General features: G+C 65.4%; 17 protein-coding genes, 1 other RNA gene and 1 pseudogene. 4 read left to right on the top strand and 15 right to left on the bottom strand.

The features are described 5' to 3' along the window. Positions 1–65: 65 nt before the first annotated feature. The 3 genes from QX124_RS03875 to miaA are packed head-to-tail and all read right to left on the bottom strand — an operon-like array spanning position 66 to position 1,702. Positions 66–491, bottom strand: coding sequence for a PIN domain-containing protein (locus tag QX124_RS03875; RefSeq protein ID WP_315771689.1), 426 nt, complete (start codon positions 489–491; stop codon positions 66–68). Next, entirely contained in the window at positions 488–745 is a 258-nt protein-coding gene (locus QX124_RS03870) for a FitA-like ribbon-helix-helix domain-containing protein (RefSeq protein ID WP_315771691.1), read from the bottom strand. Before QX124_RS03870 ends, QX124_RS03875 begins: the two co-directional genes overlap by 4 nt. Positions 746–775: 30 nt before the next feature. Beyond that, on the bottom strand, positions 776–1,702 hold the full coding sequence (gene miaA, locus QX124_RS03865) for a tRNA (adenosine(37)-N6)-dimethylallyltransferase MiaA (protein WP_315796347.1): 927 nt from the start codon (positions 1,700–1,702) through the stop codon (positions 776–778). A gap of 3 nt (positions 1,703–1,705) precedes the next feature. On the opposite strand from miaA, the gene serB reads away from it, so the two are divergent. The 3 genes from serB (at position 1,706) to arsH (ending at position 4,490) form a co-directional block, all read left to right on the top strand. Continuing rightward, positions 1,706–2,596: a phosphoserine phosphatase SerB gene (serB, locus tag QX124_RS03860; protein WP_315736884.1), complete on the top strand. Its 891-nt coding sequence runs from the start codon at positions 1,706–1,708 to the stop codon at positions 2,594–2,596. Positions 2,597–3,044: 448 nt separating this feature from the next. Then, complete coding sequence (locus QX124_RS03855) at positions 3,045–3,308, top strand: hypothetical protein (RefSeq protein ID WP_315796345.1); 264 nt, start codon at positions 3,045–3,047, stop codon at positions 3,306–3,308. Positions 3,309–3,788: 480 nt separating this feature from the next. Continuing rightward, positions 3,789–4,490 (top strand): arsenical resistance protein ArsH, encoded by a 702-nt coding sequence (arsH, locus tag QX124_RS03850; protein WP_315796614.1) that lies wholly within the window; start codon positions 3,789–3,791, stop codon positions 4,488–4,490. A 940-nt stretch (positions 4,491–5,430) separates the two neighbouring features. Here the strand turns inward: arsH and QX124_RS03845 are convergent. The 12 genes and pseudogenes from QX124_RS03845 to QX124_RS03790 form a co-directional block, all read right to left on the bottom strand. After that, on the bottom strand, positions 5,431–6,933 hold the full coding sequence (locus tag QX124_RS03845; RefSeq protein WP_315736881.1) for a Do family serine endopeptidase: 1,503 nt from the start codon (positions 6,931–6,933) through the stop codon (positions 5,431–5,433). 226 nt (positions 6,934–7,159) lie between these two features. Beyond that, positions 7,160–7,366 carry a DUF2065 domain-containing protein gene (locus QX124_RS03840; RefSeq protein ID WP_008960820.1) on the bottom strand — a complete coding sequence of 69 codons (207 nt, stop codon included), beginning with the start codon at positions 7,364–7,366 and terminating at the stop codon, positions 7,160–7,162. 120 nt (positions 7,367–7,486) lie between these two features. Continuing rightward, complete coding sequence (gene hflC, locus QX124_RS03835) at positions 7,487–8,425, bottom strand: protease modulator HflC (RefSeq protein ID WP_315736879.1); 939 nt, start codon at positions 8,423–8,425, stop codon at positions 7,487–7,489. Then, positions 8,422–9,549 carry an FtsH protease activity modulator HflK gene (gene hflK, locus QX124_RS03830; protein WP_315736878.1) on the bottom strand — a complete coding sequence of 376 codons (1,128 nt, stop codon included), beginning with the start codon at positions 9,547–9,549 and terminating at the stop codon, positions 8,422–8,424. Before hflK ends, hflC begins: the two co-directional genes overlap by 4 nt. A gap of 248 nt (positions 9,550–9,797) precedes the next feature. Then, entirely contained in the window at positions 9,798–10,310 is a 513-nt protein-coding gene (locus tag QX124_RS03825) for a dihydrofolate reductase (protein WP_315736876.1), read from the bottom strand. After that, the gene (locus QX124_RS03820) at positions 10,307–10,792 is read right to left on the bottom strand and encodes a GNAT family N-acetyltransferase (RefSeq protein WP_315736874.1); all 486 of its coding nucleotides are present in this window, start codon (positions 10,790–10,792) and stop codon (positions 10,307–10,309) included. The genes QX124_RS03825 and QX124_RS03820 overlap by 4 nt, the downstream gene beginning before the upstream one ends. 3 nt (positions 10,793–10,795) lie before the next feature. Then, positions 10,796–11,590, bottom strand: a complete 795-nt coding sequence (locus QX124_RS03815; protein WP_315736873.1) for a thymidylate synthase — start codon at positions 11,588–11,590, stop codon at positions 10,796–10,798. A 189-nt stretch (positions 11,591–11,779) separates the two neighbouring features. After that, a pseudogene (locus tag QX124_RS03810) lies at positions 11,780–11,958 on the bottom strand (tripartite tricarboxylate transporter substrate binding protein BugD); the annotation flags it as partial. A 1-nt stretch (position 11,959) separates the two neighbouring features. Then, entirely contained in the window at positions 11,960–13,474 is a 1,515-nt protein-coding gene (locus QX124_RS03805) for a tripartite tricarboxylate transporter permease (protein ID WP_315755143.1), read from the bottom strand. Between the two features lie 7 nt (positions 13,475–13,481). Continuing rightward, positions 13,482–14,261, bottom strand: a complete 780-nt coding sequence (locus QX124_RS03800; RefSeq protein ID WP_315796341.1) for a tripartite tricarboxylate transporter TctB family protein — start codon at positions 14,259–14,261, stop codon at positions 13,482–13,484. A 97-nt stretch (positions 14,262–14,358) separates the two neighbouring features. After that, positions 14,359–14,892: a chromate transporter gene (locus QX124_RS03795; RefSeq protein WP_315713367.1), complete on the bottom strand. Its 534-nt coding sequence runs from the start codon at positions 14,890–14,892 to the stop codon at positions 14,359–14,361. Beyond that, a complete protein-coding gene (locus QX124_RS03790; protein WP_315796339.1) occupies positions 14,889–15,485 on the bottom strand; it encodes a chromate transporter in 597 nt (198 codons plus the stop codon). The genes QX124_RS03795 and QX124_RS03790 overlap by 4 nt, the downstream gene beginning before the upstream one ends. Positions 15,486–15,580: 95 nt before the next feature. On the opposite strand from QX124_RS03790, the gene ssrA reads away from it, so the two are divergent. After that, positions 15,581–15,935, top strand: a transfer-messenger RNA (tmRNA) gene (gene ssrA, locus QX124_RS03785). The last annotated feature ends 6 nt before the right edge of the window (positions 15,936–15,941 follow it).

The raw sequence follows: 15,941 nt of genomic DNA, 5'->3' as shown, positions 1-15,941 counted from the left end.
AATTTGCCGTTCGGCGAGCGGTAATTTGGCCACCCCGATCGTTCCGCAGGAGTGCCCGCGACGGGTCACTCCCAAGGATCGATCAGCGTAAGTCCGAGCCCGGCGAAATCTCCGACGTTACGTGTTGCGAGATCGAGACCATAGGCCGACGCGATACCGGCGATCTGCAGGTCGGCAAGCTTGTTCGGGATCTGATGCAACGGCAGCCCTCGCGACCGCGCTTGTGCAAGCAGCAGTGCTGCCGATTGAGCGGCAGCAGCGTCGAACGCGTAGACCCGGCTTCCGAAGCGGCGGATCGTCCTGCTGACAGCCTTTTGAAGACTGTCTTTCCGCCGGCCGTCATTGAGCAACGCCAGCCCGGCCGCCAATTCGACAATCGTAATGCTCGAAATTGCGGTATTCGCAAAGTTTGCATCAAGCCAACCGATCACTTGCATGGCCGGCGCTAGTTTCTGCACCTCCGAGATAACGTTGGTATCAAGCAGGATCATTCGAACTCGACAGGCCGAATGGGTGCGGACCGAAGCAATTCAAGCTCCGCATCGAGGTCGACGCCCGGTCTCGTAATGTTAAAGAGCCAAGTGCCAAACGGCTCTGCATCATCAGGCGACGATGCTTCCTCACGCGCGAGCTTTTCGAGCGTCTCCCTCAGGTCGGCTTCCAAGCTCTTGCCACGCCGTTCAGCGCGAAGCCGCAACAGCTCCTTGGTCGCATCGTCCACTTTGCGGATCAGGATGTCAGCCATCTATGCCTCCGCCATTACGATATCACGATATCAAAGCTCGCTCAACGCTGCCACCCACGCCCGCGCCTGCTCCGGCGTCATCCACCCGAACTCCGGTAGCTGATGCCGGAACCAGGTGAACTGCCGCTTGGCATAATGGCGGGTGTCGGCCTTGCCGATGACGGCCGCCTCCTCCCGCGTGATCTCCCCGCGGAGATAACGGATCAGCGCCGGCACGCCGTGCGCCTTCATGGCCGGGAGCAGCGGATCGAGCCCGCGGGCCGCCAGCTGTTCAACCTCCTCCAGCGCGCCGCGATCCAGCATCAGATCGAACCTCGCGTCGATCCGCGCATAGAGCGTCTCGCGCTCCGGCGCGATGAACAGCGCCCGATAGCTGCCCTCCGGCAGCAGCGGCGGGGTGGTCTCGGCATGCCACTCGGCCAATGGCCGACCGGTGGCTTCGATCACCTCCAGCGCGCGGGCGACGCGGGTGCGGTCGCGCACGGTCAGCCGCGCGCCCGCCGCCGGATCGCGCCGCGCCAGCTCGGCATGCAGCGCCTCGACCCCGTCGCGGTCGAGCCGCAGGCGCACCGCGTCTCGGACCTCGTCAGGGACGGGCGGGACCGCCGCCAATCCCCGTGTCAGCGCTTTGAAGTACAGCCCGGTGCCGCCGATGAAAATCGGCAGCCGCCCGGCCGCGTGCACCTCGGCAAGAACGACCGCGGCATCCCGGACATAGTGGCCGGCCGAGTAGTTCACGGATGCATCGACATGGCCGTAGAGCCGGTGCGGCACAGCAGCCTCGTCGTCAGGTGTTGGCCGCGCCGTCAGGATTCTCAGGTCACGGTAAACCTGCATGGAATCGGTGTTGATGACGACCCCGCCCGCTTTTTGCGCAAGTTCCATCGCCAGCGCCGACTTGCCGCTGGCGGTCGGCCCTGCGATAAGCACGGCTTTGTTGATCCCTGGCAAAGTCACCTGATGTCTCTCGTCGCCACCTTCATCTGCAATCCCGCCGATCCCGCGCTTGATACCACGATCGTGGAGGCCTTCCTGGCCGTGCTGCCCTCGCCGGGCACGCCGCGCTGGCTGTTCGACGAGGTCGCGATCGACATCCCCTTCGCCCACGACGGCGAGGTCCACAAGCTCGAGGCGCGCCTGCGCGACCTGCGCGGCGACATGCCGATCGACATCGTCGTGCAGCCCGAAGCCGTCCGGCGCAAGAAGCTTTTTCTCGCCGACATGGATAGCACCATGATCGGCCAGGAATGCATCGACGAGCTCGCCGACTTCGCCGGGCTGAAGCCGCGTGTCGCCGCCATTACCGAGCGCGCCATGCGCGGCGAGATCGCGTTCGAGCCGGCGTTGCGCGAACGCGTCGCATTGCTGAAGGACCTGCCGGTGAGCGTCGTCGACGAGGTCCTGACCAAACGCATCAAGCTGACGCCGGGCGGCCGTCATCTGGTGATGACCATGCGCGCACACGGCGCCTATACCTGCCTGATCTCCGGCGGCTTCACGCTGTTCACCAGCGCCATCGCGGCCAAGATCGGCTTCCAGGAGAACCGCGCCAATGAGCTCGTCATCGATGGCGGCAAGCTCACCGGCGAGGTGCGCGAGCCGATCATCGGCCGCGACGCCAAGCTCGCCACCCTGATCGAGCTGCGCGAGTCGTTCGATCTCGACGAGATCGACACCCTGGCGGTCGGCGACGGCGCCAACGACCTCGGCATGATCGAGGCGGCCGGCCTCGGCGTCGCCTATCACGCCAAGCCCGCGGTCTCGGCCGCCGCCTCGGCCCGCATCGACCACGGCGACCTCACCGCCCTGCTCTATGCGCAAGGCTACACGCGCGATCAGTTCGTCGACTGACAGGGCCGCCGCCGTGGCGCGGATGTCAAACGACGCGTGCAAGCGAAGCGCAATACGGCGCCCTCTCCCCTTGTTGTGAGAGAGGACGCATTCATGGGCAGCCGCCAGGCCGTCATTGCGAGCGCAGCGGCGCAGCGAAGCAATCCAGAGTCGGACGCAAGGCAAGCAAAGCCGTTACGAAAAGCCTGATCAGCACATCATTAGGATTTTATTTCAATCCTATGCACTCGCACGTAACTTCATTCCAATCTCATCTCAGATCGCAGATCAGATCATTCGCCCTCCGCATCAAGGCGGGGCGCGCAGTGTCGTTTTAACCGCATCACCAATCGATGAATTGTCAAATCATGCTGCAGCGCATATAAAGCTGACAAGGCTAGGGAGTGTCCAAGGAAACGAAAGCGATTGCACGCGATGCAATCGATCATCGTCACAAAAGGACCTCCCGATGACCATCAAGCATATCATTCCCGGCTCTCTTCTTGCCCTCGCGCTGCTGACCGGCGCGGCTGTCGCCGGTGAGCTGCCGAGCTACGAAGTCGGCGCGCTGCCGGCCACCCCGCACCAGCTTTCTGTCGTCGGTGCATCCGCCGCGCAGCAGACCATCGCCGCGGCCAGCGCCGCCTCCCCGCACCAGCTCGCCGTGCTCGCCCAGCACCGTCGCAGCGCCGCTCTCGTCGCTCCGACCACCGTGGGCAGCGTTCGCAACTGAGCGACGCGAGCAACCCATCGTCACATAGGCAGCGCGCGTCTCGCTCGGCGAGGCCGCGCTCCCTATCCGAGAAAACGCGTGGCGTCGCGCGTGGTGAAGATCCTGGACATCCGCTCCGCGGACAGCCCAGACGCCCAGCCCGCTGCACCTTTGGGTCTTCGAGGCCAACATCTCCGCTTTCATGCCCCGCTCGGCGGCCGCGTCGTCGAGACCAGTCGCACGGACATTCCGGCCGCCGGCAGCAAGACCATCCTGCGCGTGCATTGGCCTGACATCGCGCAATTGGCCGGATCATCTTCGCGCGCGACAGGGCCTGCGGCCGAGAGCGCTCCATCGATCTATGCATGACCCCACCGTTGACCGGCATGATCCGGGCGGCCATTTTGCTTGAGCCGTTTGCATGGCGACCCGGTCAGGCCCTGCTCGCACAGGGAATGCCGGAAGCCGCTCGAGGCCGGAGATGCCGCAGTGCCCGATGAGATGTCGCAGCTGGACGAAGCCTCCTTCCATCCGATCGACCGCGCCAAACTGCTGGAGCCTACGCTCTCCTCCCACCCTCCGCGAATCCTGCTGCTCTACGGATCGCTCCGGCAACGCTCGTTCAGCCGGCTTCTCACCGAGGAAGCGGCGCGCATTCTCGCCCGCTATGGCGCGGAGACACGGACTTTCGATCCGCACGGCTTGCCGCTGGTCGACGACGCCGAGCCGGATCATCCGAAGGTCCGCGAGCTGCGCGACCTCGTGACCTGGTGCGAAGGCATGGTGTGGTGCTCGCCGGAGCGGCACGGCGCGATGACCGGCGTGATGAAGACGCAGATCGACTGGATCCCGCTGTCGCTCGGGGCCGTCAGGCCGACACAGGGCAAGACATTGGCCGTGATGCAGGTCAGCGGCGGCTCGCAGTCGTTCAACGCGGTCAATCAGCTTCGGGTGCTCGGCCGCTGGATGCGGCTGATCACCATCCCGAACCAGTCATCGGTGCCGAAGGCGTTCGCGGAGTTCGACGACACCGATCGCATGAAGCCGTCGTCCTACTACGATCGCGTCGTTGACGTCATGGAAGAGCTCGTCAAGTTCACACTGCTGACGCGCGACCGGGCGGACTATCTGGTCGACCGCTATTCCGAGCGCAAGGAAAGTGCCGAGGAGCTGTCGAAGCGGGTCAACCAGCGGTCGCTCTGAGCCGGCGCCTGCCGTGGAGCGGCTGCCGACGGCTTGCCGTCGGCTTCTGAAAAAAATAAATGACTTGCTATTTTACAGAATTAATGATTGTCTAGCGCCATCCCGCCTCACTGCGGAGGGGCGTAGCGCGCGATCGTCACGACACGCGAGGCGGGGAGCGGTGGCCGCGAGAGATCGCAGCATTCTCTTCAATGAGAGTGCGGACGAACGATCGCTCGCGGACGTGAAGTCGCAGCGTCCTGACACCCCGATGCTGGTGTCACGCTCGTGACAATGCTTCGCATTGCATGGGCAATGGTGGCCAACAAGCCCGGCGCACCAGGGAGACTGCGTATAAGCGTGAAGACCGCCGCGCAGGGAATGCCGGTTGAATCGGCTTTGCCTGTGGTACCTGCCGCCTGCATTTTTTCAGCAGGCGGGCCATGGGTGAGGCCTTCACCCGACATTCCCTGCGCCCTCTGCATTGTCGCGAGGGACGAACTGATTGCAGACCTCGGGCGCGATGCGCCGCGAGACTGCAAAGCTATGTCGATCGCTGTTTGAGCCGTGAATTCGCCTTGCGAACCGTCGTCGTCCCGGACAAGCCACGGCGCGCGCCAGCGCGTCGGGGCGCCGATCCGGGACCCATACGCCGCGGCCGTCGTGACGAGCAAACGGCCAATGATCAGCCCGCCCCAAACTGCTCCCTGGGGCTATGGGTCCCGGCTCAGGGCCGGGACGACAGCGGAGTGTGGAGCTGCCGTAGGGTGGGCAAAGCAGCCGTAGGGTGGGCAAAGCGGCCGTCCGCAGGGCGGCAGCGTGCCCACCGTCGTGCCGCGAACGCAGAGCCACATGGTGGGCACGGCGCGCGAGAGAGCGTCGTACCAAGCGTAGGTCACGGTGCGCTTTTGCCCCACCCTACGCACCGTGCCCCGCGATGTGGAGGCGTGGACTCCGTGCCCTATTGCAGGCTCAACGCCACGAAGCGCAGCTCGCCGTCGGCGTTGGAGACGAGCAGCAGCACCGACTTCTTGCCGTCCTTCTTGAGCTGGTCGACGCGCTTCTTGATGTCGACGCCCGAGGTCACCGCCTCCTGGGCGACCTCGACGATGACGTCGCCGGCCGACAGCCGCTTCTCGGCGGCATCGGAGGCCTGGTCAACGCCGGTGACGACGACGCCCTTGACGCTGTCCTTGATCTTGTAGCGGGCGCGCAGGTCCTTCGACAACGCGGCGAGATCGAGCCCGAGCGCCTTCTGGGTCACCGGCTTCTCGGCCGGCTCGTCCTTCTTGATCGCCGCCTGCTGCACCTTCTCGGTATCCTCGAGCCGACCGAGCTTGACCTTGAGCGTCTGCTCCTGGCCCTTGCGGATGACGATGACGTCGACCTCCTTGCCGACGGCGGTGTCGGCGACGATGCGCGACAGGTCCTTCGGCTCCTTGATGTCATGGCCGTCGAACTTGACGACGACGTCGCCCGGCTCGATGCCAGCCGGCTTGGCCGGTCCCTTGTCGTCGACGCCGGCGACCAGCGCGCCGCGCGCCGGCTTGATGTTGAGGCTCTCCGCGATCTCGTCGGTGACGCCCTGGATGCGCACGCCGAGCCAGCCGCGGCGCAGCTCGCCGAACTGGCGCAACTGGTCGACGACGCCGGCCACAGTCTTCGACGGCACCGCGAAGCCGATGCCGATCGAGCCGCCCGACGGCGAGATGATCAGCGTGTTGACGCCGATGACCTCGCCCTCAAGGTTGAACAGCGGGCCGCCGGAATTGCCGCGGTTGATGGCGGCGTCGGTCTGGATGTAGCTGTCATAGGGCCCCGACGAGATGTCGCGGTTCTTGGCCGAGACGATGCCGGCGGTGACGGTGCCACCGAGGCTGAACGGGTTGCCGATCGCGACCACCCAATCGCCGAGCCGGAGCTTGTCGGAGTCGCCGAACTTGACGACGGTCAACGGCCGCGGCGGCTTGAACTTGAGCACCGCAAGGTCGGTCTTCTTGTCGACGCCGACGAGCTCGGCCTTGATCTTGGTGCCGTCGTTGAGGATCACGTTGATCTCATCGGCATCGGCAATGACGTGGTTGTTGGTGACGACAACGCCCGAGTCGTCGACGATGAAGCCCGAGCCCAGCGAGTTGGTGCGGCGCGGCGAGTTGTCGGCACCGCCCCGGCCGCCCGGACCGCCGCGGCGGTTCTTGAAGAAGTCGTCGAAGAACTCCTCGAACGGCGAGCCCGGCGGCACCTGCGGATTGGCGTTCCGCCCCTCGGACGAGCCGCCCTTGGGCTCGACAGTCTGCGAGGTCGAGATGTTGACGACGGCGTCGATCACCTTTTCGGCGACATCGGCGATCCCCTCCGGCCCCCGCGCCGAGGCCGGGGCCGGCGCGAGCGCCCAGCCCGCGGCAAGAACCGCCGCGGTCAGGATCGGGCGCAGTCGACGGCTGAAAGCAAGGGTTGCGGTCATCGGGCGGATCTCCAGAAAAGTCGGCAAATTCAACCGTTACAGTGCGCCGGAACCGGCGGGGGACGCAAGCACGCCGGATCGGACCGCAGATTCATCATTGAGGGCGACCTAATACGGCAAAATGGCGCAGCCATCGCCTCACAATGGCGTTGGCCGGCCGGCGGACCGTCGTTTGCCGCGGCCGCCCCTCGTTCGGCGAACGCGCAAACGCACAACAATCCGCCACTCAGATCGGTCGCCGGATCACCCAGATCAGGACCAAACCGGCCACCGCGGAGCCGATGCCGACCGCGCGCAGCACGTTGTCGGGCGTGGTCATCGCGGTCTTCATGGCCCGCCGCATCCACTCCGGACTGGCCGCGAACATCAGGCCTTCGAGCACGAACAGGATACCTAATCCGATGAGGAAATCGGAAAACGCAATGGACCTCATCGGACCCGGACCTCCCGTTCGACCTTCTTGATATGTAACGGGGCGAAGCAACGGCTTCGCCCCGTCCATGTCAACTCCTATTCGCCCGGATCAACCGCCCTGGGCATCAGGCAGGTGCCATCAGGGCTTGGGCGCCGGCACCGCGACGGCCGCGGTCGAGCCGGCGGTGGACGACGTCTCCGCCGCCGGCTTCCCCGAGGGGTTGGCGAAGTAGCGGAAGAACTCCGAATCGGGCCGCAGCAGGAAGCGGGTGTCGCCGGATTTCAGGCCGTTCTCATACGCCGTCATCGAGCGATAGAAGGCGAAGAAGTCGCGGTCCTTGCTGTAGGCCTCGGCGAACAGCCGGTTGCGTTCGGCATCGCCGGCGCCGCGGGTCTGCTCCGCCTGCGAGTTGGCCTCGGCGACGATCACGGTGGCCTCGCGATCGGCCTTGGACCTGATCTCCTGGGCCTTCTGGCCGCCGAACGCCCGGAACTCCTCGGCCTCGCGCTGCCGCTCGGTCTTCATCCGGTTGTACACCGCTTGGCTGTTGGCCTCCGGCAGGTCGGCGCGGCGGATGCGGACGTCGACCACCTGGATGCCGTAGGCGTCGGCCTCCTTGTCGAGCTGATCGCGGATCTTGCGCATCAGGCCCTCGCGCTCGTCGCGCACGACTTGCGTGAAGGTGACCTCGCCGAGCACGCGGCGCAACGAAGCGTTGAGCAGCGTGCCGAGCTGGACGTTGGCGGTCTGGATCGAGCCGACGCTCTGGTAGAATTGCAGCGCGTTCTTGATCTTGTAGCGCGCGAAGGCGTCGACGACGAGCCGCTTCTGGTCGAAGGCGATCACTTCCTGCGAGGGGTTCTCGAGGTCGAGGATGCGCTTGTCGATCGAGATCACGTTGTCGATGAACGGCGCCTTGAAGTTCAGGCCAGGCTCGGTGACGACGTCGACCGGCTTGCCGAACCGCACGACCAGCGCCTGCTCGGTCTGCTGCACGGTGAACAGCGAGCTGTAGCCGATGACGACGAGCACGAGCACGGCGACGAGCGCGACGATGCCTGCAACGGGGGACCTCATCGGACGCCTCCCTGCTGAGCGGCCGGCGCCGTACGGCGCGGCAGGAGATCGCCGAGCGGCAGCAGCGGCACGGGGCCGCCGGAGGCACCGCTGTCGAGCACGAGCTTCTCCGAGCCGCCGAGCACGCGCTCCATGGTCTCGAGATAGATCCGTTCGCGGGTCACGTCGGGCGCCTTCTTGTACTCGTCATAGACCTTGAGGAAGCGCGCGCTCTGGCCCTTGGCCTCGGCGATCGCCTGCTCCTTGTAGCCTTCGGCGACCTGCAGGATCTGCGCGGCGCGACCGCGCGCATCCGGCACGACCTTGTTGGCGTAGGTCTGGGCTTCGTTCTGGAGACGCTCGAGGTCGGCACGCGCCGCCTGGACGTCGCGGAACGCCTCGATCACCTGGGCCGGCGGATCGACCTTCTGCATCTGCACCTGGGTGATCTGGATGCCGGAGCCGTAGTTGTCGAGCGTCTTCTGCATCAGCTCCTGCACGTTCTGCTCGATCACGGTGCGGGCGCCGGTGAGAATCGGCTGGATGTTCGACCGGCCGATCACCTCGCGCATCGCGCTCTCGGCCACCGCCTTCACGGTGCCCTCGGGGTTCTGGATGTTGAACAGGAAGTCGGCCGCGCCCTTCGGCTTGATGCGCCACAACACCGTGACGTCGACGTCGACGATGTTCTCGTCGCCGGTCAGCATCAGGCTTTCCTCGGGGACATCGCGACCGCCGCGGCCGCGCCGGCCGGGATCGTCATTGGCGGTGATGCCGATCGAGATCGAGTTGACGCGCAGCGCCTTGGGCAGCAGCACGGTCTCGATCGGATAAGGCAGGTGATAGCGCAGGCCCGGCTGCTCATCGCGGACATATTTGCCGAAGCGGAGCACAACGCCGAGCTCCTCGGACTGCACGCGGTAGATGCCGGAGGCGAGCCAGATGATGATGGCGCCGAGCACGATCAGCAGGACGCCGGCGGTGCCGAAGCCGCCACCGGGGATGAACTGCTGCAGCCGGTCCTGGCCGCGCCGCAGAAGATCTTCCAGGTCGGGCGGCCTTGGACCGACCGGTTGCGGTCCCGAGCCCCAGGGCCCCTTCGGACCCTGACCCCACGGGCCTCCGCCCTGATTCTTCCACGCCATCGATCGATCTCCTCCGAGAGGCTGAGTGTGCACCAACGCCGGCCCCGACGGTCGCCGGGTTATAAGGGACGGCCCCGCCCCTTACAACGTAGCGCTCCAGCTAAGCCCGAACCGGGTTTTGTCAATGTAAACAGGGCCGGAAGCGCCGGTTTGCCGCGGCCTCAAATCCGCCACGCGGCCAAACAGCGCGACTTCATCATTAACGGACGGTCTTGAACGGCCGTCGCGCCGGTCCCACCGGCAAACGCTCACCGCCGCCGGCGATAGGTGACATAGGAGAATTCGGCCTGATCGTCAGGCCCCGAGGCATGGCGCTCCCGCGCCACCTCCTCCCATTGCGCCGGGTCGATCGCCGGAAACACGGTATCGCCAAGCGGGCTCGCATGCACCTCGGTGATCTCCAGCCGGTCGGCGATCGGCATCGTCGCAGCAAAGAGCTCGGTGCCTCCGATGACCGCGATCTCCGCGGCTGAACGCCGCAGCGCATCACCACGCGCGATGCCGAGCGCTTCATCGACGGTATGGGTCACGATCGCGCCCGGCGCGCGAAACTCGGCATCGCGGGTGACGACGATGTTGGTGCGGCCCGGCAGCGGCCGGCGCGGAAACGAGATGAAGGTCTTGCGGCCCATCACGATCGGGCGGCCCATGGTCATCGCCTTGAAGCGCTGCATGTCGCTCTTCTGCCGCCACGGGATCGCACCGGCGGCGCCGATGATGCCGTTGTCGGCGACTGCGACGATCAGCACGATCTCGATCACGGCGCCCTCTCCGCGAGCTGAGCGAGCGCCTCGCCCATGACCTTGCAGAGCTTCCAGTCGTCCATCAGCTCGGCACCGAGCGACTTGTAGAAGGTGATCGACGGCGCGTTCCAGTCGAGCACCGACCATTGCAGCCGCGCCCAGTTGCGCTCGACACAGGTGCGAGCGAGATGGCCGAGCAGCGCCTGGCCGATGCCGTTGCGGCGGAACGCGGGGCGAACGAACAGGTCCTCGAGATAGATGCCGGGCTTTCCGGCGAAGGTGGAGAAATTGACGAACCAGACCGCAAAGCCCGCGACCTCGCCGTTCCACTCGGCGATGTCGCAGAACAGCGTGGGATGCGCGCAGAACAGCGCCGCGGCGATGTCCGCCTCGCTGGCTGAAACCTCGTGCGAGAGCTTCTCGTAGTCGGCGAGCTCCCGGATCAGCGCGAACACGCTTCCGATGTCGTCAGGCCGGGCGCTGCGGATCGACAGTGGCATGCGTCAGACCGCGACCTCGGCCTTGATATGCGGATGCGGATCGTAGCCGGCGAGCGCGAAGTCCTCGTAGCGGAAGCCGAAGATGTCCTTGACGTCCGGATTGAGCGTCATGGTCGGCAGCGGACGGGGCGCGCGGGTGAGTTGCAGCCGCGCCTGCTCGATGTGGTTGGAATAGAGATGCACGTCGCCGAAGGAGTGCACGAATTCGCCGGGCTTCAATCCCGTCACCTGCGCCACCATCATCGTCAGCAGCGCGTAGGAGGCGATGTTGAAGGGCACGCCGAGGAACACGTCGGCCGAGCGCTGATAGAGCTGGCACGACAATTTGCCGTTCACGACGTAGAACTGGAACAGGCAATGACACGGCGGCAGCGCCATCTTGTCGACGTCGGCTGGATTCCAGGCGGTCACGATCAGCCGGCGCGAATCCGGATTGCGCCTGATCATGTCGATCACGCCTCCGATCTGGTCGATATGGCCGCCGTCCGGCGTCGGCCACGAGCGCCACTGATAGCCGTAAACGGGGCCGAGATCGCCATTGGCATCGGCCCACTCGTCCCAGATGGTGACGCCGTTGTCGTGAAGGTATTTGATGTTGGTGTCGCCCTTCAGGAACCACAGCAGCTCGTGCACGATCGCCTTCAGCGGCAGCCGCTTGGTGGTCACCAGCGGAAAGCCGGCCGCAAGGTTGAAGCGCATCTGGTGGCCGAACACCGAGAGCGTGCCGGTGCCGGTGCGGTCATGCTTCTCCGCGCCGTCGGACAGGATGCGTTCGAGCAGGTCGTGATACTGGTGCATGGTGCGCGCTGGCGGCCTTTCGCAGAAGGCGGCGAATTTAACGGCAGGAATCGCCCGGCCCTAGCCTCGACTCGGCCCGGTCACCAATTATACCCTGAAAATTGTCGGCCGCCGCAGCAAATGACAAGGGCGGAACCGCGCGTTCCGCCCTGCCCCTTCTGCCCCTTCCGCCTCGATGGTCGTCTCGCGCTAGCTCACCGGCTTGAGCACCGCGGTCCATTTGATGATTTCCGCCTTCACCAGCGCCGCCAGCGCTTCCGGCGTGCGGTCCGCAGCACCGGGAATGACGCTATCGAACTCAAGCAGGGCTTGCGGACGCCCTCGTCGTCGAGCGCCTGGGCCGCGGCGGCGTTGAGCTGGCCCGCGAGGTCAGCCTTCGCTTTCCACGAAAACCTCGTCGCGCTTGCGGCGCAGCGTCGGCAGCACCGCCAGCACCAGCAGCCCCGCGGCAATCGCGAGCAGCACGGCGGACAGCGGCCGCGTCAGGAACACCGACCAGTCGCCGCGCGAGATCAACAGCGCGCGGCGCAGGTTCTCCTCCATCAGCGGCCCCAGCACCATGCCGAGCAGCAGCGGCGCCGGCTCGAAATCATGCTTGATCAGCCAGTAGCCGACGAGGCCGAACGCGCCCGCCAGGACGACGTCGACCGGCGCGTTGTTGACGGAGTAGATCCCGATCGCGCAGAAGATCACGATCGACGGGAACATCAGCCGGTACGGCACGCGCAAGAGCCGCACCCAGATGCCGACCAGCGGCAGGTTGATGATGATCAGCATGAGATTGCCGATCCACATCGAGGCGATCATGCCCCAGACTAGGTCGGGCTGCTTCTGCATCACCTGCGGGCCCGGCACGATGCCGTGGATGGTCATCGCGCCGACCATCAGCGCCATGACCGCATTCGGCGGAATGCCGAGCGTCAGCAGTGGAATGAAGGAGGTCTGGGCCGCCGCATTGTTGGCGCTCTCCGGCGCCGCGACGCCCTCGATCGCACCGCGACCGAACCGCGACGGATCTCGCGCGAGCTTCTTCTCCAGCGTATAGGCCGCGAACGAGGCGATCACCGCACCGCCGCCCGGCAGGATGCCGAGGATCGAGCCGAGCACCGTGCCGCGCAGGATCGCCGGCGTGGAGTCTTTCAGATCCTTCCGGGTCGGCATCAGGCCGGTGATCTTCTTCTGCACGAGGTCGCGGTCCATCTCCGCGCCGGCATCGAGATTGCGGATGATCTCGGCAAAGCCGAACACGCCCATCGCGACGGTGGCAAAGCCCAGGCCGTCGGCGAGCTCGGGAATATTGAAGGCCATGCGCGAGACGCCGGTCTCGATGTCCGAGCCGACCATCGACAGCAGCAGGCCGAGCACGATCATTGCGATCGCCTTCAGCACCGAGCCCTTCGCCAGCACGACTGCGAAGATCAGGCCCAGCACCATCAGCGAGAAATACTCGGCTGGGCCGAACGCCAGCGCGAGCTTGGTCAACGGCGCGCCGAGGATCGCAATCAGCACGGTGGCAACGCAGCCGGCGAAGAATGAGCCGATCGCGGCAATCGCCAGCGCCGGACCGGCACGGCCCTGCTTCGCCATCTGGAAGCCGTCGAGCGCGGTTACCACCGACGTCGCCTCGCCAGGAATGTTGACCAGGATCGACGTCGTCGAGCCGCCATACTGGGCGCCGTAGTAGATGCCGGCCAGCATGATCAGCGCGCCGACCGGCGGCAGGCCGAAGGTGATCGGCAGCAACATCGCGACGGTGGCGATGGTCCCGATGCCCGGGAGAACGCCGACCAGCGTGCCGACCAGCGCGCCGATCAGGCACATCAGCAGATTGATTGGCGACAACGCGACGGCGAAACCGTGGGCGAGATTTGCAAACAGATCCATCACGCCCTCACTGCAAAAGGAAACGCGGCAACAGCGGCATCGGCAACCCCAGCACGTAGGGGAACAGCAGCGCGCAGCCGCCGGTCAGGCAGATGCCGACGATCAGGGCCTCGCGCCAGCGCGTCTCGGGGCTGCCGATCGCCGCGATCAGGAAGCTTGCAAGCCCCGTGACCAATAGTCCGAGCGGGCGAATGGAGACGGCGAAGGTCAGGATCGCGAGCGAGACGAACAGCGGTCCGCGCCAGTGATAGGTCGCAAGCTGCGCGCCTTCACTCACGACGCCGATCACGGCCACGGCAGCTCCGAGCCCCAGCAGCAGCAGACCGAACATCCGCGGCGCAGTTCCGGCACCGAACGAGAAGCCGCGCATGCCCTGCAGGTCGCTGGAGGCCCACAACGCGAACAGCGCGATCGCCATCAGCACGACGCCGCCGAAATAGTCCTGCGGCGCGCGTGGACGTACCATGAATGTGAACACCGCGACCGCGATCAGCGGATAGGTGTAGATGAGAGCCAGCAGAACATCGGAAGACAGCGAGGTCTTGCCGCTTGCCGCATATTGCTGCGCCAGGCTCGGGATCGCCATTGACAAGGCCGAAGCATGGGCTCCAATGACCTGCAGCGGACCGCGTCCGGATAGTGGACCTACAAGACCGGCCAAGGCGATCAGCAGTTCGATGATCTGTGGCGCGAAGGCAAGGACCAGAATGATCGATGCGCCGGTCGCGCTGCGGGCAGCCGGCATGCCCGCCGTTTCGCCCGACAATTGGCCCGTGGTCTCGGCCATGCCTCGCCCTCCCCGATCGGCCTTGATGGCCGGCACTGTTTTCGTTCGGCGGCCCGGAGCAAACCGGTCGCGCTTCTATTTTGCCTAGCGACTTTCCCTAGAGAAGGCCAGCAAAACCAAGACAGCCGCCCGCGGCGAGCAGCCAGAGCGGATTGAGTCGCGTCATAGATGCAACGACTGCGGCAAGGACCGTCAGCGCGAACGCCCGCCACGTCTGGTCGGAAGCCTGACCGAGAATCCATGCGCTCGCCGCCATCAAGCCGATCGACAGCGGCACCAGCGTCGCCTGCAGCATGGCGGGCCAGCGCGCATCCCGCGCATTCGAGAGCCAGCGGCTGACAAAATAGGAGAGCACGGCGGTGGGACCGCACATCGCGATCGTCGCGACCGCCGCACCTGCCACTCCTGCAACCGAATAGCCGATCAGGGTGACGATCAGAACGTTGGGCCCGGGCGACAATTGCGAGAGTGCGAACAGATCGGCGAACTGTTTGTCCGTCATCCAGTGCCGGGCCTCGACTGCAACACGTTGCAGTTCGGGAATCGCCGCCACTGCGCCGCCAACCGCAAACAGCGAGATCAACGCAAAGGTCCAGAACAGCTGGAACAGCGGATTGTCGTCCCCGCTCATCGTGCCCGCCGCGTCTTGGCATAGGTGACGGCAAGGCTGAGCGGCACGGCCACCAGCAGAACCTCCTGAAGCGGCAGGCGCGCCAACCCGATCGCCACGAACACGCCGGCCACGACGACGAGGCCCGCCAGGTCGCTCTTCTTCAGGAGCGGCGAGATCATGCGAAACACCACCGACGCCAGCAGGCCCACGGCCACGCAGGACACGCCTGCAAGCGCCCGTCGCCACGTGTCGGCTTGTCCAAAATGACCGTAAATGGCGCCGAGAGAGGTGATCAGCAGCATCGGAGGCCCGAGCAGGCCGGCAAAGGCAGCGAGTGCGCCGGGGACACCGCGCAACCGCGCGCCGAACACCACGGAGAAATTCACGATGTTGGGTCCGGGCAGGAAATGGCAGAGCGCGAAGGTCGCGTTGAACTCCTCCGCCGTCATCCAGCGATGCTCATCGACGATTGCACGCCTGGCAAACACCAGCACGCCCCCGAAGCCCGACAGCGACATTTTCGCGAATGCGAAGAAGAGCGTGCGAAGGTTGGGCGGGTGTTTGGCGATGTCGGCCGCGGGAGAGGCAACCCGCGCAACTTCGGAAGGCATGCCGCACTGTAGGAGGACGAAAACCAGCCTGCCAAGGTCGAACCAGAGGGTTCCCGGCAGCCGCCCACATTTTTGTCGCGTGCCGCGGCGTTTCGGCCCTGTGCATCCGCCGGCCGGGGGCCTATATAGAACCTGCCGGCTTGCCGGCTATGGAAATAAATCGCCGTCGAAATAAACCATTCGGACCCGGGGGCGGTACCCGGCGCCTCCACCAAAGCCCATCGACAGATGGGTTTTGGCGGGGGCGAAATAGGATCGACGAGGGCGTAAAGGGCGAGCTTTTTCCCGGTATTGTTCCGCCGTTATCGGGCTACTGCAATAGTTGCCAACGACAACTTTGCTCCGGTTGCTCAGGCTGCGTAACGCAGTTTGAAAGACCACCTTAAAGTCCTAACGGGTTAAGCTCCGTTAGGCGGGGTTCGGAGGCACCTGGCAACAGAAGCCTCCACTTTCACG

This window comes from Bradyrhizobium sp. SZCCHNRI3043 (assembly GCF_032377735.1).
GTDB lineage: Bacteria > Pseudomonadota > Alphaproteobacteria > Rhizobiales > Xanthobacteraceae > Bradyrhizobium.
Note: the sequence above shows the minus strand (reverse complement) of the source record. Positions and strands in the feature narration are given on the sequence as shown.

Excerpts from the sequence above, each read along its gene's own strand:
- QX124_RS03875 (WP_315771689.1), bottom strand. The coding sequence starts at position 491 with ATGATCCTGCTTGATACCAACGTTATCTCGGAGGTGCAGAAACTAGCG.
- QX124_RS03870 (WP_315771691.1), bottom strand. The coding sequence starts at position 745 with ATGGCTGACATCCTGATCCGCAAAGTGGACGATGCGACCAAGGAGCTG.
- serB (WP_315736884.1), top strand. The coding sequence starts at position 1,706 with ATGTCTCTCGTCGCCACCTTCATCTGCAATCCCGCCGATCCCGCGCTT.
- QX124_RS03855 (WP_315796345.1), top strand. The coding sequence starts at position 3,045 with ATGACCATCAAGCATATCATTCCCGGCTCTCTTCTTGCCCTCGCGCTG.
- arsH (WP_315796614.1), top strand. The coding sequence starts at position 3,789 with ATGTCGCAGCTGGACGAAGCCTCCTTCCATCCGATCGACCGCGCCAAA.
- QX124_RS03845 (WP_315736881.1), bottom strand. The coding sequence starts at position 6,933 with ATGACCGCAACCCTTGCTTTCAGCCGTCGACTGCGCCCGATCCTGACC.
- QX124_RS03840 (WP_008960820.1), bottom strand. The coding sequence starts at position 7,366 with ATGAGGTCCATTGCGTTTTCCGATTTCCTCATCGGATTAGGTATCCTG.
- hflC (WP_315736879.1), bottom strand. The coding sequence starts at position 8,425 with ATGAGGTCCCCCGTTGCAGGCATCGTCGCGCTCGTCGCCGTGCTCGTG.
- hflK (WP_315736878.1), bottom strand. The coding sequence starts at position 9,549 with ATGGCGTGGAAGAATCAGGGCGGAGGCCCGTGGGGTCAGGGTCCGAAG.
- QX124_RS03820 (WP_315736874.1), bottom strand. The coding sequence starts at position 10,792 with ATGCCACTGTCGATCCGCAGCGCCCGGCCTGACGACATCGGAAGCGTG.
- QX124_RS03815 (WP_315736873.1), bottom strand. The coding sequence starts at position 11,590 with ATGCACCAGTATCACGACCTGCTCGAACGCATCCTGTCCGACGGCGCG.
- QX124_RS03805 (WP_315755143.1), bottom strand. The coding sequence starts at position 13,474 with ATGGATCTGTTTGCAAATCTCGCCCACGGTTTCGCCGTCGCGTTGTCG.
- QX124_RS03800 (WP_315796341.1), bottom strand. The coding sequence starts at position 14,261 with ATGGCCGAGACCACGGGCCAATTGTCGGGCGAAACGGCGGGCATGCCG.
- QX124_RS03795 (WP_315713367.1), bottom strand. The coding sequence starts at position 14,892 with ATGAGCGGGGACGACAATCCGCTGTTCCAGCTGTTCTGGACCTTTGCG.
- QX124_RS03790 (WP_315796339.1), bottom strand. The coding sequence starts at position 15,485 with ATGCCTTCCGAAGTTGCGCGGGTTGCCTCTCCCGCGGCCGACATCGCC.